Origin of the sequence: Niveibacterium sp. 24ML (assembly GCF_026586805.1) — a bacterium.
Lineage (GTDB): Bacteria > Pseudomonadota > Gammaproteobacteria > Burkholderiales > Rhodocyclaceae > Niveibacterium.
Map to the genome: position 1 here is coordinate 75,492 of NZ_JAPFHA010000021.1, position 24,288 is coordinate 99,779.

The window sequence follows — 24,288 nt, forward strand, 5'->3', positions numbered from 1 at the left end:
ATTGTTTAGCATAGAAAAATCAATAAGTTACTGTTCTGGCGTGGCCTTTGCTTATAGTTGCTCAAAGCGCCGACAACCCGGGGCAGAAAGAGACAGGGCTTGAAATGACGCAATCAAAGAAAATCTGGCTGGCAGCGGCAATTCTCGTTACGACGAGCCTGCCTGCCGCAGCGGCGTATAGCTGGTCCTTTGACACGACGACCAAGTGTGCTGTCGTTGGCGGCACCAGTTGCACAGTTTCTAGCTCGGGCCCGTCTGTGACCGCTACGACGTATTCCAATTCCGGTGGCTCAGGCGCGGATACGTCTTTGTATACGCTTGAGACCGGTTATATGTCGGTCTATTCGGGTTCAGGCTTGGGCGAAAAGAACCGCGATGCGTGCGGTTTGAGCGGCGCAGCTGCCAACTGTGATGTCAGTGAGGGTAATTCACCCGAGCATGCAATCGACAATAACGAGCGCTATGACTCGGTATTGATGAATTTTGGCGCGTCCAACAAGGTCGCGCTCACAAGCCTCTCCATCGGCTGGAAAGGCGCTGATTCCGATATGACCGTTTTGGCTTACACGGGAACGGGTGCCTGTGTTGCGGCGGGCAATTGTTCTTCTTCGCTGAGTTCCAGGAAATACAGTGACCTGACCAACCGTGGCTGGACGCTGATCGGTCACTATGCAGACGTCGCGGCGAATGCGATTACGGGTATCAACGCAGGTAATGTCTCGTCAAGCCTGTGGTTGATTGGCGCGTTTAACCCCTTGGTCGGTGGTGATCCTGGCTGGAATGTGGGCAATGACGCGATCAAGTTGAAGACGATTGCCGGTGATGTGCCCGGCAAGGTGCCGGAACCTGCATCGCTGCTGCTGGTTGGGCTTGGGTTGATTGCGGCATGCCGTGCGGGGCGCCGCCCCGAGTGACCGGGTCAAAGACTGCTCTGACGTTTCGATAGAAACGTGTAACGCCGCGAAAGCGGCGTTTTTTTTGGGCGCAGGTTTTGGGCGGATTGCGCTCGATGTCGGTTTTGAAGGTGGGCCGGGCTAAGATTCCGACTCCGTTCCAGGTTGGAGAGGCGTGCCGATGCGTGTGCTGATGGTTGCAAACCCGAAAGGGGGCGTAGGCAAGAGCACGCTCTCGACCAATCTTGCTGGCCATCTTGCCTGGCGTGGTCAGGTCGATGGTTCAACCCGGGTCATGCTCGGTGATGTCGATCGCCAGCAGTCGGCGCGGATGTGGTTGAGCCTCCGGCCGGCAGGTTTGCCAAGAATTGCGAGTTGGGCGCTCGAAGCCGGCCAGCCTGCCCGTCCGCCGAAAGGCACAACGCACGCGGTGATCGACACTGCGGCCGGACTGCACGGTGAGAAGTTGCGAGGCCTGGTCAAGCTGTCCCACGCCGTCTTGGTGCCACTTCAGCCCTCCATGTTCGACATTCTGGCGACGCGGGCATTTCTTGAGACGCTCGCTGAAATGAAGGCTGCTCGCGGGGTTCAGGTGGCGATCGTTGCGATGCGTATTGATCCGCGCACGCGCTCCGCTGAGCAACTGGCTCGATTCACTGATGGCCTGGGCTTGCCTGTGCTGGCTCACCTGAGGAATACGCAGAACTACGTTCAATTGACGGCTCACGGCATGACCTTGTTCGATGTGCCGGAGTCGCGCGTGGCAAAGGACCGCCAACAATGGCAGCCGATCGAGCGGTGGGTGAAACTGGTCGACGACTAGGCTGCGGTCTCGTCTTTCGCCGCTTCTTGCTGCTGAAGCGCCCACATGGAGGCGTACTGGCCATTGGCAGCCAGCAGGGTTGTGTGTTGGCCGCGTTCGACGACTCTGCCATTGTCCAGAACGAGAATCTCGTCCGCATTCATGACGGTGGACAGGCGATGAGCAATCACGATCGCTGTACGGCCCTTTGCTGCGGCTTCCAGTTGCGCCTGAATGGCCTTCTCGGTTTTCGAGTCGAGCGCGGAGCTGGCCTCATCGAAAATCAGGATGGGCGGGTTCTTCAGCAGCGCCCGGGCGATTGCGACGCGCTGCTTTTCGCCGCCCGAGAGTTTTAGCCCGCGCTCGCCGACGCGGGTTTCGTAACCGTCGGGCAGACGTGCGATGAAGTCGTGGAGTTGTGCGGCACGGGCTGCGTTCTCGACTTCTTCGGTACTGGCGCCCGGGCGACCGTACTCGATGTTGTAGCGGATCGTGTCGTTGAACAGGACCGTGTCTTGCGGAACGATGCCGATCGCACTCCGCAGACTGTGTTGCCTGAGTTCGCGAACATCGGTGTTCCCGACGACAAGGCGCCCCCCGGTAACGTCGTAGAAGCGGTACAGCAGTCGCGCGAGCGTTGACTTCCCGGAGCCGGAGTGCCCGACGATTGCGACGGTTTTTCCTGCGGGTACGCTGATGTTCACGCCGTGCAGGATCTGCCGATTCGGCTCGTAGGAGAAATCCACGTTTTCGAACCGTACGCCGAGGGAGCCTTTTGGTAATTCGCTCGCGCCCGGGGCATCCTCAACCTCGCGATTGGTCTTGAGCAGACCGAACATGCGTTCGATATCTGTCAGGGCTTGCCGGATTTCGCGGTACATCACGCCGAGGAAGTTCAGTGGAATGTAGAGCTGGATCAGGAATGCATTGACCAGGACGATGTCGCCGATCGTCATGCTGCCCCCCTGCACGCCCTGCACAGCGCGCCACATCATGGCGGTGACGCCGCACGCGATGATCAGGGCCTGCCCAAGGTTCAGTGCCGACAAGGAATACTGGTTGCGAATCTGAGCAGCGATCCAGGTGCGCAGGTGTTTGTCGTAGCGCTGGGCCTCGAAGTCTTCGTTGTTGAAGTACTTCACCGTTTCATAGTTGATGAGGCTGTCGATGGCTCTTGCGTTGGCTGCGGAGTCCAGCTCATTGGCTTCCCGGCGCAAGGCGGTGCGCCAGTTGGTGACGGTGATCGTGAATGTGATGTAGAGCGTGAGCGTCGCAATCGTAATGAGGGCAAAGCTGGGTTCGTACTTCTTGAGCAGAATCCCCACGACCAGCGCGATTTCGACCAGTGTCGGCGCGATTGAATACAGCGTGTAGCTGATCAGCGAGCCGATGGAGCGGGTGCCGCGCTCGATGTCGCGGGTCAGACCGCCGGTTTGCCGTTCCAGATGAAAGCGCAGCGAAAGCGAATGCAGGTGGCGAAAGACTTCAAGCGAGATCCTTCGCACCGCTTCCTGCGTGACCCTGGCAAACACCGCTTCGCGTAATTCGGTGAAGAGCGAAGTGGAAAAGCGCAGCACGCCATAAGCGACGAGCAGGCTCGCTGGCACCATCATCAAGGCCTGCTCGCCGGTTAGCGAAAGGTCGTCGATCAGCTTCTTGAAGACCAGCGGCACCCCGACGTTTGCGAACTTCGCCGACAGCAGGCAGGCCAACGCAAAGCCAACCCGCCACCGATAGCGCCAGAGGTAGGGGAGGAGCGCTTTGAGCGTTTCGAGATCGTGGCGCTCAGCGCCGGAAGGTGGTGGAGGGGGGAGGCTGGATCCGCGTCGCATCATTCCTATTCTACCCGCTTGCCCGCGGTTCGCCGGCTTCCGGCGCTGGTGCTTGCGATTGCCCACAAAGCCAGCCGCCGCAATGCTGCGCTGCACATACGCCTGCGTACGGAAATCTGTTGACAGTGCTTTGATCTGACGTATGATTAAAACGAACGTTTGAACGCGGGGTGGGGTGTGGCGACGCAGACTGGTGAAACGCGAAGCGGGGGGGAGACCCGCGAGCGCATCCTCGATGTGGCGGAGGTGCTTTTCACCGAGCACGGCTTCGAGGGCACCTCGATGCGGCTGATTACCGGCAACGCTGGGGTCAATCTGGCGGCGGCGAATTACCACTTCGGTACCAAGGAAGCGCTATTTCAGGCCGTTTTCCATCGCCGGCTGACGCAGTTGAACCGGATGCGCCTCGATGCGCTCGATCAGATGGAGCTGGAGGCTGAAGGGCTGCCGCTCAAGGCGTCCCAGGTGCTGGAGGGCTTCTTTGGGCCGGTGCTGGCAATGGCGACCGATACCCGCCACGGCGGGCACACTTTCATGCGCTTGCTCGGGCGGACCTACACCGAGCCCGCGCAGTTCATTCGCAAATTCATGGCCGAGGAGTTCAGCGACGTGATCAGTCGTTACTCCGATGCGCTGCGCCGGGCACTGCCCGGGGTGCCGCTGGCCGAGATCATGTGGCGGCTGCATTTCATGATGGGGGCGGTGTCGTATGCCATTTCCGGTATCGATGCCCTGCAACTTGTCAGTGGCCGTTTCGATGATGACCCGGCGCAGTTGGCGCCGCGGTTGATGTCTTTCCTGCTTGGGGGTTTGCGGGCTCCCCTTCCGGATTTGATTAGCCCGCACGCGCAGCTGCCGACAGGGGGTGTCGGGGACGGGGCGTTTGCTCCGGATTTTGGCGCTGCGCGCGCCTAACGCTTAAGGAGATGGCGATGTTTTGGCTTCTGATTTGCTTGCTTCCTCTCATGGCAATCGCGCTCGCTTTTGGGCGGGCGCCGCTTTTTGCCTGGCTGCTTGCCGGCGTGGCCTGGTTCGCGGGGATGTCCTGGGTGGCTGAATGGTCGGTGCTGACTACGGCTCTGACGATCGGCATCTATGCGGCAGCCCTGTTGCCCTTTGTGATACCCGCACTGCGCCGCACGTTGATCACCAGCGCGATCTTCAAGCTCTATCGCAAGATCCTCCCGGCCATGTCGGATACGGAGAAGACGGCGCTTGAGGCGGGCACCGTGTGGTGGGATGGCGAGCTCTTCGCTGGCCGCCCGAACTGGAAGCGCTTGCTTGAGATCCCGGCCGCCAAGCTCAGTGCCGAAGAGAAGGCCTTCGTCGAGAACGAAACCGAAGAGCTGTGCCGCATGGTCAGCGACTGGGATACCACCAACGTCTACAACGATCTGCCGCCGAATGTGTGGCAGTTCATCAAGGACAAGGGCTTCCTCGGCATGATCATCCCCAAGGAGTACGGCGGCAAAGGCTTCTCGGCCATCGCCCACTCTGAAGTGGTGACCAAGCTGGCAACGCGGTCGTCCGCGTCTGCCGTGTCGGTGATGGTGCCGAACTCGCTCGGCCCGGCCGAACTGCTGCTGCACTACGGCACCAAGGAGCAGAAAGACTACTACCTGCCGCGTCTGGCCAAGGGCATCGAGATTCCGGCTTTTGCGCTGACCAGCCCAGTGGCCGGTTCCGATGCGGCTTCGATTCCTGACCGCGGCGTGGTCTGCAAGGGCATGTACCAGGGCAAGGAAGTGCTTGGCATGCGCGTGACCTGGGACAAGCGCTACATCACGCTGGGCCCGATCTGTACCGTGCTGGGTCTGGCCTTCCGCCTCTACGACCCGGACAAACTGCTCGGCAATGTCGAAGACCTCGGTATCACCTGCGCACTGGTGCCCAACACCCATCCGGGCGTGAACATCGGCCGACGGCATCAGCCGCTCAACGCCATGTTCCACAATGGCCCGAACTGGGGTAACGACGTCTTCATGCCGCTGGAGTTCATCATCGGCGGCCCGAAGATGGCCGGCCAAGGCTGGCGCATGCTGATGGAATGCCTCGCGGCGGGCCGTTCGATCTCGCTGCCGGGTTCGAACACCGGCATGATGAAGCTCACCGCACGCGCAGTCGGTGCGTATTCCCGCGTTCGCGCGCAGTTCAAGACCTCGATCGGCAAGTTCGAAGGTATCGAAGAGCCGCTAGCGCGCATCGGCGGCAACCTTTACATGTGTGATGCGGCGCGCACCTTCACCGCCGGCGCGATTGACCTGGGCGAGAAGCCGTCGGTGGTGTCGGCGATCGTCAAGTATCACGTCACCGAACGTGCCCGCACCGTTGTAAACGACGGTATGGACATCCTCGGTGGCAAGGGCATCTGCATGGGGCCGCAGAACTTCCTCGCGCGCGCTTACCAGCAGATCCCGATCGGCATCACCGTTGAGGGCGCGAACATCCTCACGCGCAGCCTGATCATCTTCGGGCAGGGCGCCATTCGCTGCCATCCGTTCGTGCTCAAAGAGATGCAGGCGGCACAGGATTCGGATACCGCGCGCGGTCTCAAGGTTTTCGACGACGCACTCTTCAGCCATATCGGCTTCACCGTCAGCAATGCCGCGCGTGCGCTGGTGTATGGACTGACCGGCTCGCACTGGAACTCGACGCCGGATGTGGCGCCTGAAACGAAGCGTTACTACCAGCAGCTGACCCGCTTCTCCGCCGCGTTTGCCTTCCTCGCCGATGTGTCGATGCTCTACATGGGCGGCGACCTAAAGCGTAAGGAAAAGCTCTCGGCGCGTCTGGGCGACATCCTCTCGCAGATGTACCTGTGCTCGGCCACGCTCAAGCGCTATGAGGAAGAGGGTCGCCAGCAAGCGGATGCGCCGCTGATGCACTGGGCGATCTGGGATGCGATGTTCAAGGCCCAGAACGCGTTCGAGGGCGTGATCTCCAACTTCCCGAACCGCTTCCTGTCGATGATGCTGCGTCGTTTGATCTTCCCGCTCGGGCGTCCGTACGTGGTGCCGTCTGACAAGCTGGGCCACAAGGTGGCAGCGCTGCTGATCGCCCCGAGCGCCACGCGCGATCGCCTGGTGGCCGGCTCGTTCTTCTTCCGCGGCAACGAGGAAGACCCGGTTGGCGTGCTGGAAATGGCGCTTGAGGTTTCGGTCAAGGCCGACGCGGTTGAAGCCAAGCTGCGTGCCGCGCAGAAGGCCGGCAAGCTCAACGCGCGCGCACCGAAGGAGCTGATCGCGCAGGCGCAGGCCAATGGCGTGATCAGCCGCGAAGAAGCCGAGCTGCTTGAGCGCCGTGACGTGCTGCGCGCCAAGGTCATCCGGGTGGACGACTTCCCCAACGATCTGGGCATTGGCGACATCAACTCGCATGTGCGCCCGGCTGACAAGGTGGTGCACGAAGCCTCGCGCGCCGCAGCCTGACGCAGGTTCGATTCTTACCAAAGGGCGGGGCGGGGAGCTCCGCCCTGCCGCCGCAAAGGCGAGCAGACCGTAGCAGGGGACTTCATGAAGCAAGCGATCTACATCATCGATGGCGCCCGCACGCCCTTTCTCAAGGCGCGCAATGCACCGGGGCCGTTTGCAGCAGCCGATCTGGCCACTGTTGCGGGCGCTGCCCTGCTGGCCCGCCAGCCCTTCCGTCCCGACCAGCTTGACGAGGTGATCGTCGGCTGCGCTTCGCCTTCGCCTGACGAGGTCAATATCGGCCGCGTCATTGCGCTGCGCATGGGCTGCGGCCTGAACGTGCCGGGCTGGACGGTGATGCGCAATTGCGCATCCGGCATGCAGGCAATCGATTCGGCGATCAACAACATCCTCGCTGGCCGCTCCGAACTGGTGATGGCAGGCGGCGTGGATGCGCTGTCGCGCGCGCCCCTTTTGTTTTCAGACGCGATGGTTCGCTGGCTCTCCGGCTGGTATCAGACCAAGTCCGTCGGGCAGAAGATTGCCGCGCTGCGCCAGTTCAAGCTCGGCTACCTCGCGCCGGTGATCGGCATCATGAAGGGGCTGACCGATCCGATCGTAGGCCAGTTGATGGGGCAGACCGCCGAGAACATCGCCTACAAGTTCGGCATCAATCGCCGCCGCATGGATGAGTTTTCCGCCCGCAGTCACCAGCGGGTGTCGGCGGCGCAGAAGGCGGGGCACTTCGCCGCCGAGATCGTTCCGATGATCGACGAGAAGGGCAACGTCTATGCCGAGGACGATGGCGTGCGTCACGATTCCACCGCCGACGGGCTGGCCAAACTCAAGCCCTTCTTCGACAAGAAGTACGGCTACGTGACGGCGGGCAACAGCTCGCAGATCACCGACGGCGCTGCCTGGCTGATCCTCGCCTCGGAAGCGGCGGTGCAGAAGTACGGCCTCAAGCCGATCGGCAAGATCGTCGACACGCAGTGGGCCGGCCTGGCGCCGGATCAGATGGGGCTCGGGCCGGTTCATGCCGCCACGCCGATCCTGCAGCGGCAGGGCTTGGCCTTGAACGATCTCGACACCTGGGAGATCAACGAAGCTTTTGCGGCACAAGTGCTTGCCTGTATCGAGGCCTGGAAGGATCCGGCGTACTGCAAGGAGCAGCTTGGCCTTGATGCGCCGCTGGGCGAACTGGATCAGGACAAGCTCAATGTCGACGGCGGCGCGGTCGCTCTTGGGCACCCGGTTGGCGCAAGCGGCGCGCGCATCGTGCTGCACGCGTTGCAGCACCTGCGGCGTACTGGCGGAAAACGTGCCATGACAGCCATCTGCATTGGTGGCGGGCAGGGTGGTGCGATGCTGGTCGAGACTGTGTAATCTCTCGCTCTTCCATACACCGGCGTACGGTGTTGGAGGCCGAAGGTTGGGGAGTGGCCGAGAATGAGGATAGGGCTGCTGGTTGATTTGACGTTCGATCTGCCGCGCCGCTACACCCATGAAAACGGGATCAAGGTCTCGCGCTGCGTCAGTGCGAGGTTGCGGCAGGCACCCAGGCAGGCGGGGCTGGAGAGGCGATTTGCCTTGGCACTGATCAACCGCCGCAACATTTTCAGCAGCACGGTTGTGGGGTTTTCGCAGCGGGGTCGAATGATCAAGTCGGGCGCGTGGCCCTCGACGATTGATTCGAAGCGTCGCGATCGGGTTTCGCACGGTTGAGCATTGCAGGCGGGGGTCATATCGGCCGGGGTTGTTCACGGTTTCGTGTCCGACCTGCACTGGTTTGAAGAATAGCTATCGCTATGCCGCCGACGGGGCGCTGGGGGGCGCGACGACGGCGGTCTTTTTATTCGATGCGATTGCCTGAATGGCTGATCGCATGCATTTCGGAGCAGACGACATCATGCAGGGCTTCAAACACTGGCAACTTCAACGCGACCCGGATGGCGTGGCTTGGGCTACGCTGGATGCGGCCGACGGCTCGGCCAACACGCTGGGCCGTGAAGTCATGGAAGAGCTGGGTGGCCTGCTCGATCAACTCGACCGTGACGCGCCCAAGGGCCTGGTGATTCGCTCCGGCAAGCCGGCGGGTTTCATCGCCGGCGCCAATATCGAAGAGTTCACCAAGATCGCAACGGTTGAAGACGCGAAGGTGCTGGTCAAGCGTGGTTGGGATCTCTTCAACCGCCTGGCCGCCGTCAAATACCCCACACTTGCGCTGGTGCGTGGTCACTGCATGGGCGGTGGCCTGGAACTCGCGCTCGCGTGCCGCTACCGCGTGGCGGTGGATGAGCCGGGCACCAAGATGGCGTTGCCCGAAGTCATGCTCGGCATTGTCCCTGGCTGGGGCGGCATGCTGCGCCTGCCCGAAGTGGTCGGTCCTGCCGCGGCGATGGACATGATGCTGAGCGGCAAGAACATCGACGCCAAACGCGCGAAGAAGATGGGGCTGGCCGACGAATGCGTGCCGCCGCGCGTGATGGAGAACACCGCCCGCATGGTGGTCTTGTCTGGCCGCCCGCGTCGCGCGCTGCCCTTCATGCAGAAGTTGATGCTCGGCCCGCTCAAGGGCGTGGTGGCCAGTGGCGCGCGCAAGCAGGTGGCCAAGCGCGCACGGCCGGAGCATTACCCGGCGCCCTACGCAATCATCGACATCTGGCAGAACTTTGGCGGCAATGCGCTGGCGGTGCCATCCAGCCACTCGGCGTCGCTCGAATCGGTGTTCGGCTCGGCCACGGCCAAGAACCTGATCCGCGTGTTCTTCCTGCAGGATCGCCTGAAGGCCTTCGGCAAGGATTCGGACTTCGCCCCCAAACATGTGCACGTGATTGGCGCTGGCGTGATGGGTGGCGATATCGCGGCGGTCTGCGCGGCGAAGGGCATGACGGTCACGCTGCAGGACCAGAGCGTCGAGCGCATTGCGCCGGCCATCAAGCGGGCGGCCGAGTACTACGCCAAGCGCTTCCGCGGTGACAAGAAGCAGGTGCGCTTCACGCTTGATCGCCTGATCGCTGATCCGCAGGGTGCGGGCGTTGCCCAGGCGGATGTGATCATCGAAGCGATTTTCGAAAACCTGGAAGTGAAGCAGAAGCTGTTTGCCGACGTTGAAGCGCGCGCCAAGCCTGATGCGGTGATCGCCACCAACACCTCGTCGCTCAAGCTCGAAGATATCGCGGCCACCTTCAGGAATCCGTCGCGACTGGTCGGCATCCACTTCTTCAACCCGGTGCCGAAGATGCCGCTGGTGGAGGTAGTGACGGCGGCGAACTCGGATCCGGAAGCGGCGAAAAAGGCCGCGGCCTTCGTCCGCAGGATCGACAAGTTGCCGCTGCCGGTGAAGAGTGCGCCGGGCTTCCTCGTCAATGCCGTGCTTGGCCCTTACCTGCTTGAAGCAATGCGCTGCGTGGATGAGGGCCTCGCCCCCGAGGCGGTGGATGCCGCCGCGCTGGCGTTCGGCATGCCGATGGGGCCGATTGAGCTGGCCGACACGGTGGGCCTGGATATCGCGATGGCGGCCGGCAAGGGGCTCACCGGCGCAAGCGAAGCGCCAAAGAAGCTGTCGGAGCTCATGGCGGGTGGAAATCTTGGCAAGAAGTCGGGCAAGGGCTTCTACACTTGGGTGAATGGCAAGGCGCAGAAATCGCCGGTCAGCGCGCCGGCTGGGCTGGCCGAGCGGCTTGTCAAACCCCTGCTTGACGCGACCCAGCGTTGTGTTGCGCAGGGCGTTGTTGGTGACGATGATCTTGCCGATGCGGGCGTGATCTTCGGCACCGGCTTTGCGCCCTTCCGCGGCGGTCCGATGAACTACATGAAGAGCAAGGCAGCTTGAAACCGCACATGGTTGAAGATTTCGTTCCCCACTCCTCGGACGTGCAGCCCGCACTGCGCATTATCCCGATGCCCAAGGACGTCAATTGGAACGGCGATGTCTTCGGCGGCTGGCTGATGTCGCATGTCGACCTGGCCGGATCGGTGCCTGCGGTCAAGCGGGCGCGGGGGCGGGTGGCCACGGTGGCCGTCAACTCCTTCATCTTCAAGCAGCCCGTCAGTGTTGGTGATTTGCTGAGCTTCTATGCCGATGTGGTGAAAGTTGGGCACACTTCGATCACGGTCGACGTGCATGTGTTTGCCGAGCGAAACCCGACGCATCCGGAAGTGGTCAAGGTCACTGAAGCGCAGCTGACCTATGTCGCAATTGACAGTCAGGGCAACAAGCGGGAGCTGCCGCCCGAGCCCTGACCGTTCTGTACCGTACATCAGCCCAAGGTTGGTGCGTGAAAAACCAAAAGAGGAGAGGAAACAATGCAAAGAAAACAGATCGCCCAGCTCATCACTGCATTGATGGGCGTGGCGAGCGCAGGGGGCGCATACGCATCGGCATTCCAGCTGCTTGAGCAAAACGGTCAGGGCATCGGTAACGCCTACGCCGGCTCCGCCGCCTCGGCTGAAGATGCGAGTACCGCCTATTTCAACCCGGCTGCAATGCCCATGATGAAGCAGCCCAGCCAGGTCAGCCTGGGCCTCGATCTGGTCAAGCCGACGGCCAAGTTCAACGACGGTGGCTCGACTCCGCCGCGTTTCATCACGGCCAGCAATGTCGGCGGCGATGGCGGCGATGCCGGTGGTGTGGCCCCGGTTCCTGCTACCCACATCACCGTCGGGCTGAACGAGGCCATGTCGGTGGGGCTTAGCATTGGCGCGCCGTTCGGACTCAAGACCGAGTATGAGAGCGACTGGATGGGGCGTTTTCATGCGGTCAGATCAGACTTGAAGTCGATCAACATCAACCCCTCGTTCGCTTTCCGCATCAACAAGATGATCTCGGTGGGCATCGGCGCGAGCTATCAGCACTTTGAGGCAGAGCTCACCCAGGCGGTGAACTTTGGTGCGCTGGGCTACAGCGGCGTGTGCGCCTCGTCCGGTCTTGCAACCTGTAATGCACTGGCCGCCGCCGGCACCTTCAACAACAAGGAAGGCACCAGCCAGGTCAAGGGCGAGTCGGACGACTGGGGCTGGAACATCGGTATCGCGCTGCAGCCGACCGATAGCACCCGCGTGGGCCTGAGTTATCGCTCGGCAATCAAGCACCGCTTGACCGGTGATGTCACCTTTACGCGCCCGAGCATCGCGGTGCCGGGGCTTGATCAGGCGATCGCAGCACAGACGCCGAACGGCCCGGTGATGGTGGACGTGAAGCTGCCGGAAACCTGGATCCTTTCCGCCTTCCAGCAGATCAACGAACAGTGGTCACTGCAGGGCGATGTGTCCTGGACCGGCTGGTCCTCGCTCAAGACGCTGGATATCTGCCGCACCGGCAACGGTGATTGCAAGCCCACCACCGATGGTTCGACGCCGGTGATCCCGGGTATCGTCTCCAGTACCTACGAGAACTGGAAAGATACGTGGCGCGTGGCGTTCGGCGGCGCTTACCAGATGAACAACACCTGGAAGTTCCGTGCCGGCCTCGCCTACGACCAGTCGCCGGTCGAGGCGGATTACCGCACCGCGCGTCTGCCGGACAGCAACCGCACCTGGCTGTCGCTTGGCGCGAACTACCGCTTCAGCGAAGCGATCTCGTTCGATGTGGGCTACACCCATATCTTCATGTCGGAATCGACGATCGACGAGAGCGGTTATCACGCCGAGTACAACCCCAAGGCAACTGCAGCCGCCACCACGGGTATCAACACCACGAACCCGATCTCTCGCGGCACGCTCAAGGGGGAGTACGATGGCTCGGTGGACATCCTGGGCATGCAGATGAACTGGGCGTTCTAAGCGCGTCATGACGGTTTGAGTGGTATCGCGGCGGGGTGCTAATGCAGCCCGCCGTACACCCGGCCAGGTGGCCGGGCGCGATGAGGTGGGGGCCACGTCGCATGAGGGGGAAGACAGGTTCTTCGGGCTTTCTGGCGCAACTGGGGATTCAGCCGCGCCGGAGGCCAATCAACGGGCAGATATCGGGCCGCCGTGTGCGGCTTTGTCACGAAAATGCGCTTGCGCCATACGCATCCGTATGGTGGAATGACTGTCATGACAGGGTCGATCGGGGAGGTCGGCAAGCTGTCCAACTGCAAGGAGTCTTAGCGTGAGTAACTTCATTATCCGCAAGGTTGCGGTGCTCGGCGCGGGGGTCATGGGGGCGCAGATTGCAGCGCACTGTGCAAACGCCGAAGTACCCGTCGTCCTGTTCGATCTTCCGGCCAAGGAAGGCGACCCCAACGGTATCGTCAAGCGTGCGCTCGACGGGCTCAAGAAGCTTGAACCCAGCCCGCTCGCCACGGCCGACCGTGTGCAGTACATCGAAGCGGCCAACTACGAGCAGCACATCGCCAAGCTCGCCGAGTGCGACCTCATCATTGAGGCCATCGCCGAGAAGATGGAATGGAAGCTCGAGCTCTACGCCAAGGTCGCCCTGCACATCCGCCCGGATGCGATCTTCGCTACCAATACCTCGGGCCTGTCGATCAACAAGCTCGCCGAGGGCTGCCCGGATTCGCTGCGCCCGCGCTTCTGCGGCGTGCACTTCTTCAACCCGCCGCGCTACATGTCGCTGGTGGAGCTGATCCCCTGCAAGGGCACCGACGCCCCGCTGCTCGACAACCTCGAAGCCTTCCTTACGACCACACTGGGCAAGAGCGTGGTTCGCGCGATCGATACGCCGAACTTCGTTGCCAACCGCGTGGGCGTGTTCTCGATCCTCGCCGTCATGCACCACACCCAGCGCATGGGACTGGGCTTTGACGAGGTCGATGCGCTGACCGGCCCGCTGATCGGTCGCCCGAAGTCCGCCACCTACCGCACGGCCGACGTCGTGGGTCTCGACACCATGGCGCACGTCATCAAGACGATGACCGACAACCTGCCGAACGACCCCTGGGCGCAGTACTACGCCGCGCCGCAGTGGCTGCAGGCGCTGATTGGCAAGGGCGCGCTGGGCCAGAAGACCAAGGCGGGCATCTTCCGCAAGCAGGGCAAGCAGATCCAGGTACTGGATCTGGCCGCGCAGGACTATCGTGACTCGACCGGCAAGCCGGCCGACGAAGTCGTCGCGATCCTCAAGAACCGCAACCCGGCCGAGAAGTTCACGCAGCTGCGCGCATCAAACCACCCGCAGGCGCAATTCCTGTGGGCGATCTTCCGCGACATCTTCCACTACGTCGCGGTGCATCTTGAGACCATCGCCAACAACGCGCGCGACATCGACTTCGCGATGCGCTGGGGCTTCGGCTGGCAGCAAGGCCCGTTCGAGACCTGGCAGGCCGCCGGCTGGAAGGCCATCGCCGACGCGATCGCCGCTGACATCGCCGAAGGCAAGGCCATGGCCAACACGCCGCTGCCGGCCTGGGTGTTCGAGCGAGAAGGCGTGCATGAAGCAGCCGGCTCCTACTCCTCGTCCGCCAAGGCCATCCAGGGCCGTTCCGCGCTGCCGGTGTACAGCCGTCAGCCCTTCCCCGAGCGCGTCTTCGGTGAAGCCGAAGAGCGCGGCACGACGATCTGGGAATCGGAAGGCGTACGGATGTGGACCACGGGTGACGAGGACGGCAAGCGCGTCCCGATCCTGTCGTTCAAGTCCAAGATGTGCGCGGTTGGCGCCGACGTGCTCGACGGCGTGCAGGAAGCGATCAAGCGCGCCGAGCGTGACTATCACGGTCTGGTGATCTGGCAGCCGAAGCCCCCGTTCTCGGTGGGCGCGAACCTGCAGCAGATCAAGCCAGTACTCGAAGCGGGCGACTTCGCCACGCTCGACAAGGTGGTGGCCAACTTCCAGGCGACCTCGATGGCGATCAAGTACGCCAAGGTGCCTGTGATCACCGCGGTGGCCGGCATGGCGCTGGGCGGTGGCTGCGAATTCGTGATGCACTCGCCGCGCGCCGTGGTGGCACTGGAAAGCTACATCGGCCTTGTCGAAGCCGGTGTCGGCCTGATCCCGGCTGGTGGTGGCTGCAAGGAATTCGCGATCCGCGCCGCGCAGGCTGCTTCGCGCACCGCGACCAACGACGCGATGAACTTCCTGCAGTCAGTGTTCACCACCATCGCCATGGCCAACGTCAGCAAGAGCGCGAAGAACGCGAAGGAGCTGGGCCTGTTGAAGCAGGACGACCTCGTCGTCTTCAACGTGAACGAGATCCTGCATGTGGCGCGTAAGAACGCGCTGGCGATGTATGAATCCGCTTACCGCCCGGCGCTGTCGCCGGCCGGCATCCCGGTCGCCGGCCGCAACGGCATTGCCACGCTCGAGATGATGCTGGTGAACATGGTCGAGGGCGGCATGATCAGCCCGCACGACTACAAGGTTGCACGTGCCGCTGCGGTGGCGCTGTGCGGCGGCGAGATCGAGCCCGGTTCGCTGGTCTCCGAGAAGTGGCTGCTCGATATCGAGCGCGCCCAGTTCGTCGACCTGCTCAAGACCGAGAAGACCCAGCAGCGCATCGCGCACATGCTCGAAACCGGCAAGCCGCTGCGTAACTAATTCATTCACCGCAGAGGCGCAAAGGACGCAGAGGGCCACAGAGAAAGGCGAACTGCGCTGGTTTTTCCTTTGCGGCCCTCTGCGTCTCCGCGTCTCTGCGGTGAAATCGAGGAGTCCTAGAGATGACACGACAAATTCAGGATGTATATATCGTCGCCGCCACCCGCACGCCGGTGGCCAAGCGTCGCGGCGCCTTCAAGAACGTACGCCCCGACGATATGCTGGCCCATGTGCTGTCCGCCGTCGTGAAGCAGGTCCCCGCGTTCGATCTCAACGAGATCGGCGACGTGGTGGTTGGCTGCGCGATGCCGGAAGCGGAGCAGGGCATGAACGTGGCCCGCATCGGCACGCTGCTCGCCGGCTTCCCCAACACCGTGCCCGCCATCACCATCAACCGCTTCTGCTCGTCCGGCGTCAACGCCGTGGCGGACGCGGCGATGAAGATCATGATCGGTGAATGCGACATCGCGATTGGTGCCGGCACCGAGTCGATGACCATCATGCCGACCATGATGGGCAACAAGGTCTCGATCAACCCGGTGGCCTTCGCGAGCACCGACGAGAACCGCGCCATCGCCTTCGGCATGGGCCTCACCGCCGAGAAGGTTGCGCAGAAGTACGGCGTGTCGCGCGACGATCAGGACGCCTTCGCGATGGCCTCGCACCAGAAGGCCTGCGCCGCGATCGCGGCCGGCAAGTTCAAGGACGAGATCACGCCTTACCTCGTGCGCGAACAACTGCCCGATTTCAAGAGTGGCGCGATCAAGGTCGTCGAGCGCCTGTTCGAGAACGACGAAGGCCCTCGGCCGGATTCCTCGATCGAAGGCCTCGCCAAGCTCAAGACCGTGTTCGCCGCGCGTGGCTCCGTCACCGCCGGCAACAGCTCGCAGATGTCGGACGGTGCCGGTGCGGTGCTGCTGATGTCGGAAGCCGCCGTGAAGCGCACCGGCGCCAAGCCGATCGCGCGCTTCCGCGGTTTCTCGGTCGCCGGCGTGCCGCCGGAAATCATGGGTATCGGCCCGATCGCCGCGATCCCGAAGGTGCTGCAGCACGCCGGTGTCGCGCAGGCTGACGTCGACTGGTGGGAGCTCAACGAAGCCTTCGCCGCGCAGGCGCTGGCGGTGATCCGCGATCTGGGTATCGACCCGGGCAAGGTGAACCCGCTCGGCGGCGCCATCGCGCTGGGCCACCCGCTCGGCGCCACCGGCGCGATCCGCGTCGCGACGCTGATGTCGGCGATGAAGCGCGGCGACGCCAAGCTCGGCATGGTGACGATGTGCATCGGCACCGGCATGGGCGCGGCCGGCCTGTTTGAAGCGGTTTGATTGTTGATTGGCCGGGTCGGCAGCACAGCCGGCCCGGTCAAAAAGCGAAGGGCCCGCCAAAAGCGGGCCCTTTGTCTTGCTTGTGCTGCGCGTGGGTCAGAATGCGCTTTGAACTTTTCCGTCCGATCTTGCGACCACGTAGCCAGCCGAGGAGGCAACAATGGCGTTCATGTTGCCGCTTGGGGCGACATGGCTTTCGTCTGCGCTTGGCGTTGGCACAGACCAGCTGAGCATCGCTGCATTCGCCGCGCTGGCGTCCTTCACCACAGCAATCGCTGCCAGGCCATTGGCGCCAATGGCCATGAAACGGCTACCGATGCCGATTGCGCTGAATTCGCCCGAAACCGGCAGATTGATCTGCGGATACCAGGTGCTGCCGTCACGGCTGGCGATGACCGTGCCATTGCTGCCCACCGCGACATAGGTGCTGGCGCCGAAACTGACATCGCGAAGATTCTCGCTGGTCGCAGCGGCGCGCAAGCCGGTGCTCAGGTCGGCGGTGGTGGCAGCCTGGATCACGGTGCCATTGTCGCCCACGATGACCACCGTGCCGTTGAGGTTCTTGACCGAGCGCAGGTTGGCGGTGAGGCCCGCGGGCTTTGCCGATGCCTCCAGTGCCGTCCAGGTCACGCCGTCGGTGCTGCGTACGACCACGCCGCCATCGCCCACGGCGATGAAGGCGTCAGGTCCGGCGGCGACACTGCGCAGGGTAGTGGTGACCGGCGAGGTCCGTGCCGTCCAGGTAATTGCGTCGGTGCTGGTGAGGATGGTGCCGTCCGCACCCACCGCAACCGCAAGGCTACCGCTCACGCCAATTCCGTAAAGTGTCTTGCTGGTCGGTATTGCGACGCTGGACGCTTCCCAGGCCTTGCTATCGAAGCTTAGAAAGACTGCGCCATCGGCACCGACAGCGACGAAACGGCTATTGAAGACGCTCACCGCATTCAACTCGGTGCCTGCCTTGACCTCGCTGGGCGTTTGCCAGTTGTCGCCCGCCGGTCTTGGCGTCACCGTCCACGTAGCCGTTTCGTCGCCCGCCGCACTGGCGCCGTCGGTCGCGTTCAGGAAGAAGGAGTACTTGAGGCCATTGACGAGCCCGGTTCGCGCAAAGCCGCTGTAGACCGGCGTCTGGATGCGCGCATCGGCGCCAGTCCGGTAGTTGCTGCGGGTGAGCCCCTCTCCCTGCGCGCTGAACAGCCAGTAGGTGAGGTTGGGCTCCTGGGTCCACTCCACATAGACGCGCGCGTCGCCCGGCGTGACCTTGAAGCCCGTCGGGACGGCCGGTTTGTTGTCGTCACCGCCCCCGCAGCCGGCCAGCAGCGCGAGTGAAGTGAGTGAAGCGAGCATCAGGGCGCGCGAGCGAGTGTGGATCACGAAAAGATTCCTCCGGCAGATTCGGGGCGGCGCGTCGGGCTCTGCCCGCGCAAGTCTTGAGGCGAGCAGCCGGATGCCGATAGTGGCTGGCAGCCGCTGCGGCAATTGGCCGCCAAGGCAAGAAAACCGGACGAGTCTAGCCGATGGCCCCGCGCCGCACAAACGACAGGGTGTGAGCGGAAATTGCTGCAGCGATTAGGGGGATACCCCTAAGCGCTTCCGTTTTCCGCCCCCATACCGTACCGTACTGATACGAGCGGCCGGAAGCAGACCACGACAGCGCCGCCGAGGAGACAACATGAACCTTCACGACTTGCCGCAAGGTGCGCTGGCGAGCGCACTGGCCTTGCAACGCGAGGCCTTCGCGCGCGATCCGATGCCCAGTGCTGCAGTCCGGCGCGAGCGCCTAGATCGCCTTACCCGCTTGCTCAAGGACAACCAGCAGGCCATCTGCGAGGCGATCTGTGCCGACTTTGGCCATCGCGCGCATACCGAAACGCGGCTGATCGAGATATTTCCCAGCCTTGAGGCGGTGCGTTACGCGCGTCGCAAGCTGGCGGGCTGGATGAAGCCGGCGCGGCGCCATACCAGCTTGTGGTTCCTGCCCGGCCGCTCCGAGGTGCGCTATCAGCCGCTCGGCGTGGTGGGCATCATCGTGCCGTGGAATTACCCCTTGTACCTGGCCATTGGCCCCTTGGTCGGCGCGCTGGCCGCGGGCAACCGCGCCTTGATCAAGATGAGCGAGTTCGGCCCCAACTTCGGTGCCTTGTTTGCGCGCTTGATACGCGAGGCTTTTCCGCCGGACCTGGTCAGCGTTGTGCTCGGTGGTGCGGAAGTGGCCGCCGAGTTCTCTGCCTTGCCCTTCGATCACCTCTTGTTTACCGGCTCTACGCCCGTTGGCCGCATCGTCATGGCGGCTGCGGCAAAGAACCTGACCCCGGTAACGCTGGAACTGGGCGGCAAGTCGCCTGCCATCGTGGCGCCGGGCTTCGATATCACCACTGCCGCGCAGCGCATTGGCTTTGGCAAGACGATGAACGGTGGGCAAACCTGCATTGCGCCGGACTATGTTCTGTTGCCGCGCGGGCAGGAAGAGGCCTTCATCGCAGCCATGCGGGCATTCGCGCAGAAGCTCTACGGCGATGCCGCATCACCCGACTACGCTAGCGTGGCGCACGAGCGGCACTACGCGCGACTGCGGGCGTTGCTCGACGAGGCGCGGGCCATGGGCGCGCGCATCGAACCCTTGCTGGCGGACGGCGCGATCAGCGGGCGCAAGCTGGCGCCCGTGGTGCTGCTGGGCGGCACGCCGCAGATGCGCCTGATGCAGGAAGAGATTTTCGGCCCCATCCTGCCGGTGATTCCGTACGACACGCTCGATGAAGCGATCGCCTATGTGAACGAGCGCGATCGTCCGCTGGCGCTCTACGTGTTCGACGATCAGCGCAGCCGCATCGAATCCTTGCTTGATCGCACCGCCTCCGGTGGCGTCACCGTCAATGACTGCATCCTGCATATCGCGCAGGACGACATTCCCTTCGGTGGCGTGGGCCCCTCCGGCATCGGTCGCTACCATGGGCCCGAGGGCTTCAAGACCTTCTCCCAGCAGCGCTCGGTTTTCCGGCAGTCGGCATGGAATGCATCGGCCATCCTGCATCCGCCCTTCGGCAAACCACTGGCCGAACGACTGATCAAGCTGATGTTGCGCTAGCGCAGCTTCGGCGCGGTTTTTCGGAATTCGTCCCGGCTGGCGGCGTCAAATGGATTGGCGTTGCAAGGTGGGCGTCGAGCGCAGTGAAAGACGGGGTCAGGTGTAGCAATCATGGCTTTGAATCGTTCAAGACGTCGTTTCCTCTTCTTGGGTATCAGCGCGTCGCTCGCCAGTGCCCTCGGCGTCGTGGCTGCGTGGCCCGACAGCGCCACGCTTGACGACGACGCGCATTCGTATGGTTTCTTGAGCCCGCAGGATCGCGCGATCCTTGCAGCGCTGGCGCCAGCGATGCTGGCGGGGGCCTGGCCGAATGATGTGGCGCGAGCCAAGCACGAAACGCTGACATTGCTGCGAGGCATCGATACCGCTTTGATGGGGATGCCGCCGCGGGTGCGCGACGACATGCGCAAGCTCTTCGCCTTGCTCGGCCGCAACGCCGGCAGGGTGCTGGTGGCCGGCTCGCTGGTGGGGTGGGCGCAGGTTTCGCCCGCGCGGGCCAGTGACATGATCCAGGGCTGGCGTGATCATTCGCTCGCGCTCATGCAGCAGGCCTACGGTGGCTTGCACGACCTCACGATGGGCGTGTGGTACGGCAATCCCGAGCACTTTGCTGATTGCGGCTATCCCGGGCCGCCCATGCTGAAGTTCAACTCATGAACAATCATCTGCCCGATCCGATCGGTGATGCATTCGCCGGCAAATGGAAGGCGCGCCACATCGACGGCGCTGCGCTTGAAACAGACCTGACGCTGGAGGCGGATGTCGTCATCGTCGGCACCGGCGCCGGTGGTGGCACCACGGCTGAACGGCTGTCGCAAGCCGGGCTGTCGGTGATCCTGCTCGAAGAGGGCGGCTTGCGTACCTCGCGCGATTTCCAGCTCAAGGAGCAGCTCTCCTACCCGGCCCTCTACCAGGAATCGGCCGGACGCAAGACCATGGATCACGGCATCGGCATCCTGCAGGGCCGCACCGTGGGCGGCTCGACGGTGGTGAACTGGACCACCAGCATCCGCACGCCCGAGAACACGCTCAAGCACTGGCGCGAACACTTCGGCCTCGGCGCGCTCACGCCCGAGGCGCTGGCGCCCTGGTTCGAGCAGCGCGAAGAGCGGCTTTCGATTGCCGCGTGGCCCACGCCACCCAACCGCCACAACGCCCTGTTGCGTGATGGCGCCTACAAGCTGGCGCTCGAACCGGTGACGATTCATCGGAACGTGAAGGGCTGCTGGAACTTGGGCTATTGCGGCATGGGCTGCCCGACCAACGCCAAGCAGTCGATGCTGGTGACGACGATCCCCGCCGCGATGGACCACGGCGCGCGGCTGCTCTCCCACATGTGGGCTGAACGCCTGGAACACGCCAAGGGGCGAGTCAGCGCGTTGATCGCGCATCCGATCGACGCGCGCGGCCAGGTCCGGCGTGAGCGCAGCGTGCGCCTGCAAGCGCGGCATTACGTGCTGGCGGGCGGCGCCATTGGCACGCCTGCATTGCTGTTGCGTTCGGACGCGCCCGATCCGTACGCGCTGACTGGCGCCCGCACCTTCCTGCACCCGGTGGTGGCCTCGGCCGCACTGATGGCCGAGCCGGTCGACGCCTTCTCCGGCGCGCCGCAGTCGATCTATGTTGACGACTACCTGTGGCCCAAGGATGGCGGCATGGGCTTCAAGCTCGAAGTGCCGCCGGTGCATCCGCTGATCGCCTCGGTCGTGATGAGCGACTATGGGCAGGCGCACCGGCACTACATGCGCCAGATGAATCACTGGTACGTGGCGATCGCCTTGTTGCGCGACGGCTTTGACGAGCAGAGCCAGGGTGGCCGCGTGGTGCTCGACAGCCACGGCGATCCGCAACTCGACTATCCGCTCACCGACTACCTCTGGGCTGGCGCGCGACGCGCCTACCACGCCATGGCCGACCTGCAGTTCGCGGTGGGCGCCAAGACCGTGCTGCCGGTGCACCTGGACGCCACTGCGCTGCGCCGCGTAGGGGATGCGCACTCGGCGATCGACGCGCTGCCGATGAAGGCGCGCCGCGCAAAGGTTGTCAGTGCCCATGTCATGGGGGGCGCCGGCATGTCAGCCACCGAGCAAGGCGGTGTCGTGCGCCCGGATGGCGTGCACTACCAGCTTGAGAACCTCTCGGTGCACGACGGCTCCATCTTGCCCACCTCGCTCGGCGCCAACCCGCAACTGACGATCTACGGGCTGTCGGCGATGCTCAGTGCACAGCTGGCGCAGCGCCTTACGCCATAAAGATTTCTGATTAGCAAGAATACTCAGACAGGCTCGCTCGTGAGCCTTCGGGCGTCTAAGGAATCTCTGATCAACCCCTGTTTTCAAGAAAGCTAAATGCTTGCTGCGCGCTCCGTGTTGAAACTTGAATGAAAGCGGGGCAAACCGCATCCATTCGAGTTGGTGTTCCCCGAAACTGCCAGGGAGTGAATCGTCCGCCGCCCTCGCGTCCTACCGCCTCGCGGGCCAAACTGCGCGGCGTTGGCGCGCTTTGGCCCGGTTTTCGCCAAAACTGAGGCCGCTGTACACGACAAGCGCTCCACATTGAGGAAATCAGGGGCTTGATCAGACGTGCCCTAGCAGGGTTAAAGAGCTGCGCTCCCCGCCGTCTGCAATTTCGCAATGCGCAGCAGGTTGTACGCCGCCGCCGACAGGTAGGCGGCGATCTGGGTTCGGGCCTGCCCGATGAAGCGCGTCTTTCGCAGGCCGCCCACGGTCTTGAGCCAGCCGAAAATCTCTTCGATCCGCTTGCGTTTGCGCTGGCTGACCCGATAGCTCTCGGTGCAGGTGGTGCGGCCATCGAGCCCCGGCGTCTTGCGCCCATCGACGCGGGCGATGTGCGGTTTGAACTGGTGTTCGCGCAGGTGCGCAACGAAGACCTTCGAGTGGTAGCCCTTGTCGGCCCCCTGCGTCTTGGGATGAATTCTGCGACGGCGGGCACGGGTGAGCAGTTGGCGCGCGGCTTGATGCTCGGCCAGTGTGGCGTCGGTGACGAGCAGGTCCACGCACAGGCCGCTGCGGTTTTCCATGAGCGCGTGACCGCCGTAGCTCAGGCGTGCTGGTTGGCCCTTGCCTTTGCGCACCAGCCTGGCCTGCGGGTCCGTCGTACTTTGGTGGGTGGCGTTGGAGCGCTTCTCGCCCTTGAAATCGACCATGCCGCCGCCGTCTGCTCCGGGCTTGGGCGCTTCATCATGGTCTTTGCGCTTGAAGCTCTTGAAGGACGCCCAGGCGTCGATCAGCGTGCCATCGACGGTGAAATGATCGGAGGAGAGCAATTGGTCCCGGCGCGCCAGGCGCACCACCTCATCGAAGAAACGCCGCGCGATGTCGGTGTCGACCAGGCGCTCGCGCAGGCGACTGAAGTTCGATTGCTCCAGACCCTCGCCGTCCAGCGCCAGATCGAGGAACCAGCGAAACAGCAGGCTGTAATCGAGTTGTTCGCAGAACTGCCGATCGAAGCGCACCGAGTACAAAGCAATCAGCAATTGTGCCTTGAGCAGCCGTTCGGGCGGGATCGACGGCCGCCCACCCTTGGCGTAGAGCGCATCCAGATCCGCCGAAATGGCCGACAGCGCCGAGTCGGCCAGTTTCTTCACCGGCCGCAGCGGGTGCTCAGCGGCAATCCGCGATTCGACCGAGAAATAGTGGAACTTCGAGGACTGGGGATCGACTTCGCCGCGCATCGTTGCTGTGCCTGGGGTCGGACGGGTACCGCTAGGACAAACGGCTGGTCAGATCGTTCACGGGGTATTGCATCTCCCTGCTAGGCGTCCCATCAAGCGTTCAACCGTGCAGCGGGCCACCGCACCGCATTCCCGCTTGAGTTGCCGCCACACCTTGTCCGCCTCATAGACCTGCAGATTGGCTTGCCAGACGTGTTCGACCTGCGCCCTCAGTGCCTCATCACGTAGTGCCCGCGCGCAACGCCTCTATAGATCACGACACAGCGCGGCGTAGCGGTAGTCACCCGACGGGGTAACCTGCAGAAGTCTGCAGATCGGCTCGACCTTGTGGGGGCACCGATGGGTATCGATGAAGTCTCTTATGACTTGAGTCAGCGGTCGAGTTCCGCCTGTGCGAAAAACGCGCTGGCCAGTTTGAGGATCTCGTTGGCGCGGCGCAGTTCCTTGACCTCGCGCTCCAGACCTTTGATCCGCTGCGTCTCTGCGGACGTGACGCCATCGCGCACGCCGGCGTCGACCTCGTGCTGCTTGACCCACGTGTGCAGGGTCTGCGGTACGCAACCGATTTTGCCAGTGATTGACTCGATGACGGCCCACTGCGACGGGTACTCGCCGCGGTGCTCTTGCACCATACGCACCGCGCGTTCACGAACCTCAGGCGAGAACTTGTTTGATCTATTCATGGCTCCATTGAATCGCCCCGAGTTTCGTGGAGGCTGTTTGGTTTAAGTCAGGCGGTCACAGCAGCCTGATTGGCGAGTTGCCGGT

16 protein-coding genes, 1 pseudogene and 1 other annotated feature are annotated in these 24,288 nt (G+C 63.2%); of the genes and pseudogenes, 13 read left to right on the forward strand and 4 right to left on the reverse strand.

All coding sequences use genetic code 11. From position 1 onward, the window contains the following. Positions 1 to 104 precede the first annotated feature (104 nt). Together xdp1 and OPU71_RS16630 are read left to right on the forward strand one after the other, a co-directional pair. The gene (gene xdp1 / locus OPU71_RS16625) at positions 105 to 914 is read left to right on the forward strand and encodes an exosortase-dependent surface protein XDP1 (RefSeq protein ID WP_267729161.1); all 810 of its coding nucleotides are present in this window, start codon (positions 105 to 107) and stop codon (positions 912 to 914) included. A gap of 160 nt (positions 915 to 1,074) precedes the next feature. Next, positions 1,075 to 1,716 (forward strand): ParA family protein, encoded by a 642-nt coding sequence (locus tag OPU71_RS16630; RefSeq protein WP_267729162.1) that lies wholly within the window; start codon positions 1,075 to 1,077, stop codon positions 1,714 to 1,716. Here OPU71_RS16630 and OPU71_RS16635 read toward each other — a convergent pair. Further along, a complete protein-coding gene (locus OPU71_RS16635; RefSeq protein WP_267729163.1) occupies positions 1,713 to 3,527 on the reverse strand; it encodes an ABCB family ABC transporter ATP-binding protein/permease in 1,815 nt (604 codons plus the stop codon). The genes OPU71_RS16630 and OPU71_RS16635 overlap by 4 nt on opposite strands. Before the next feature lie 177 nt (positions 3,528 to 3,704). Here OPU71_RS16635 and OPU71_RS16640 point away from each other — a divergent pair, with 177 nt between their 5' ends. From OPU71_RS16640 to OPU71_RS16675, 8 genes are all read left to right on the forward strand, one after another. After that, positions 3,705 to 4,442, forward strand: a complete 738-nt coding sequence (locus OPU71_RS16640; protein WP_267729164.1) for a TetR/AcrR family transcriptional regulator — start codon at positions 3,705 to 3,707, stop codon at positions 4,440 to 4,442. Positions 4,443 to 4,459: 17 nt separating this feature from the next. After that, the gene (locus OPU71_RS16645; protein WP_267729165.1) at positions 4,460 to 6,955 is read left to right on the forward strand and encodes an acyl-CoA dehydrogenase; all 2,496 of its coding nucleotides are present in this window, start codon (positions 4,460 to 4,462) and stop codon (positions 6,953 to 6,955) included. A gap of 84 nt (positions 6,956 to 7,039) precedes the next feature. Continuing rightward, the gene (locus OPU71_RS16650; protein WP_267729166.1) at positions 7,040 to 8,323 is read left to right on the forward strand and encodes an acetyl-CoA C-acetyltransferase; all 1,284 of its coding nucleotides are present in this window, start codon (positions 7,040 to 7,042) and stop codon (positions 8,321 to 8,323) included. 499 nt (positions 8,324 to 8,822) lie between these two features. Continuing rightward, complete coding sequence (locus OPU71_RS16655) at positions 8,823 to 10,772, forward strand: 3-hydroxyacyl-CoA dehydrogenase NAD-binding domain-containing protein (protein ID WP_267729167.1); 1,950 nt, start codon at positions 8,823 to 8,825, stop codon at positions 10,770 to 10,772. 8 nt (positions 10,773 to 10,780) lie between these two features. Continuing rightward, complete coding sequence (locus tag OPU71_RS16660; protein WP_267729169.1) at positions 10,781 to 11,182, forward strand: acyl-CoA thioesterase; 402 nt, start codon at positions 10,781 to 10,783, stop codon at positions 11,180 to 11,182. 63 nt (positions 11,183 to 11,245) lie between these two features. Continuing rightward, on the forward strand, positions 11,246 to 12,721 hold the full coding sequence (locus tag OPU71_RS16665; RefSeq protein ID WP_267729170.1) for an OmpP1/FadL family transporter: 1,476 nt from the start codon (positions 11,246 to 11,248) through the stop codon (positions 12,719 to 12,721). Positions 12,722 to 13,031: 310 nt separating this feature from the next. Then, positions 13,032 to 15,416, forward strand: a complete 2,385-nt coding sequence (locus tag OPU71_RS16670; RefSeq protein ID WP_267729172.1) for a 3-hydroxyacyl-CoA dehydrogenase/enoyl-CoA hydratase family protein — start codon at positions 13,032 to 13,034, stop codon at positions 15,414 to 15,416. A gap of 122 nt (positions 15,417 to 15,538) precedes the next feature. Continuing rightward, entirely contained in the window at positions 15,539 to 16,741 is a 1,203-nt protein-coding gene (locus tag OPU71_RS16675) for an acetyl-CoA C-acyltransferase (RefSeq protein WP_267729173.1), read from the forward strand. A 96-nt stretch (positions 16,742 to 16,837) separates the two neighbouring features. Here the strand turns inward: OPU71_RS16675 and OPU71_RS16680 are convergent, their stop codons facing one another. Next, positions 16,838 to 18,115, reverse strand: coding sequence for a WD40/YVTN/BNR-like repeat-containing protein (locus tag OPU71_RS16680; protein WP_267729174.1), 1,278 nt, complete (start codon positions 18,113 to 18,115; stop codon positions 16,838 to 16,840). A 298-nt stretch (positions 18,116 to 18,413) separates the two neighbouring features. Here OPU71_RS16680 and OPU71_RS16685 point away from each other — a divergent pair, with 298 nt between their 5' ends. The 3 genes from OPU71_RS16685 (at position 18,414) to OPU71_RS16695 (ending at position 22,078) form a co-directional block, all read left to right on the forward strand. After that, complete coding sequence (locus OPU71_RS16685) at positions 18,414 to 19,826, forward strand: coniferyl aldehyde dehydrogenase (RefSeq protein WP_267729175.1); 1,413 nt, start codon at positions 18,414 to 18,416, stop codon at positions 19,824 to 19,826. Between the two features lie 111 nt (positions 19,827 to 19,937). After that, positions 19,938 to 20,483, forward strand: coding sequence for a hypothetical protein (locus tag OPU71_RS16690; RefSeq protein WP_267729176.1), 546 nt, complete (start codon positions 19,938 to 19,940; stop codon positions 20,481 to 20,483). Further along, positions 20,480 to 22,078, forward strand: coding sequence for a GMC family oxidoreductase (locus OPU71_RS16695; protein WP_267729177.1), 1,599 nt, complete (start codon positions 20,480 to 20,482; stop codon positions 22,076 to 22,078). The genes OPU71_RS16690 and OPU71_RS16695 overlap by 4 nt, the downstream gene beginning before the upstream one ends. A gap of 344 nt (positions 22,079 to 22,422) precedes the next feature. Here the strand turns inward: OPU71_RS16695 and OPU71_RS16700 are convergent, their stop codons facing one another. Further along, positions 22,423 to 23,520, reverse strand: coding sequence for an IS5 family transposase (locus OPU71_RS16700; protein WP_267729178.1), 1,098 nt, complete (start codon positions 23,518 to 23,520; stop codon positions 22,423 to 22,425). 81 nt (positions 23,521 to 23,601) lie between these two features. Beyond that, a pseudogene (locus OPU71_RS16705) lies at positions 23,602 to 24,203 on the reverse strand (IS3 family transposase); the annotation flags it as partial. Beyond that, positions 23,809 to 23,925: a sequence feature (AL1L pseudoknot), on the reverse strand. (Overlaps the previous pseudogene by 117 nt.) Positions 24,204 to 24,288: the final 85 nt, after the last annotated feature.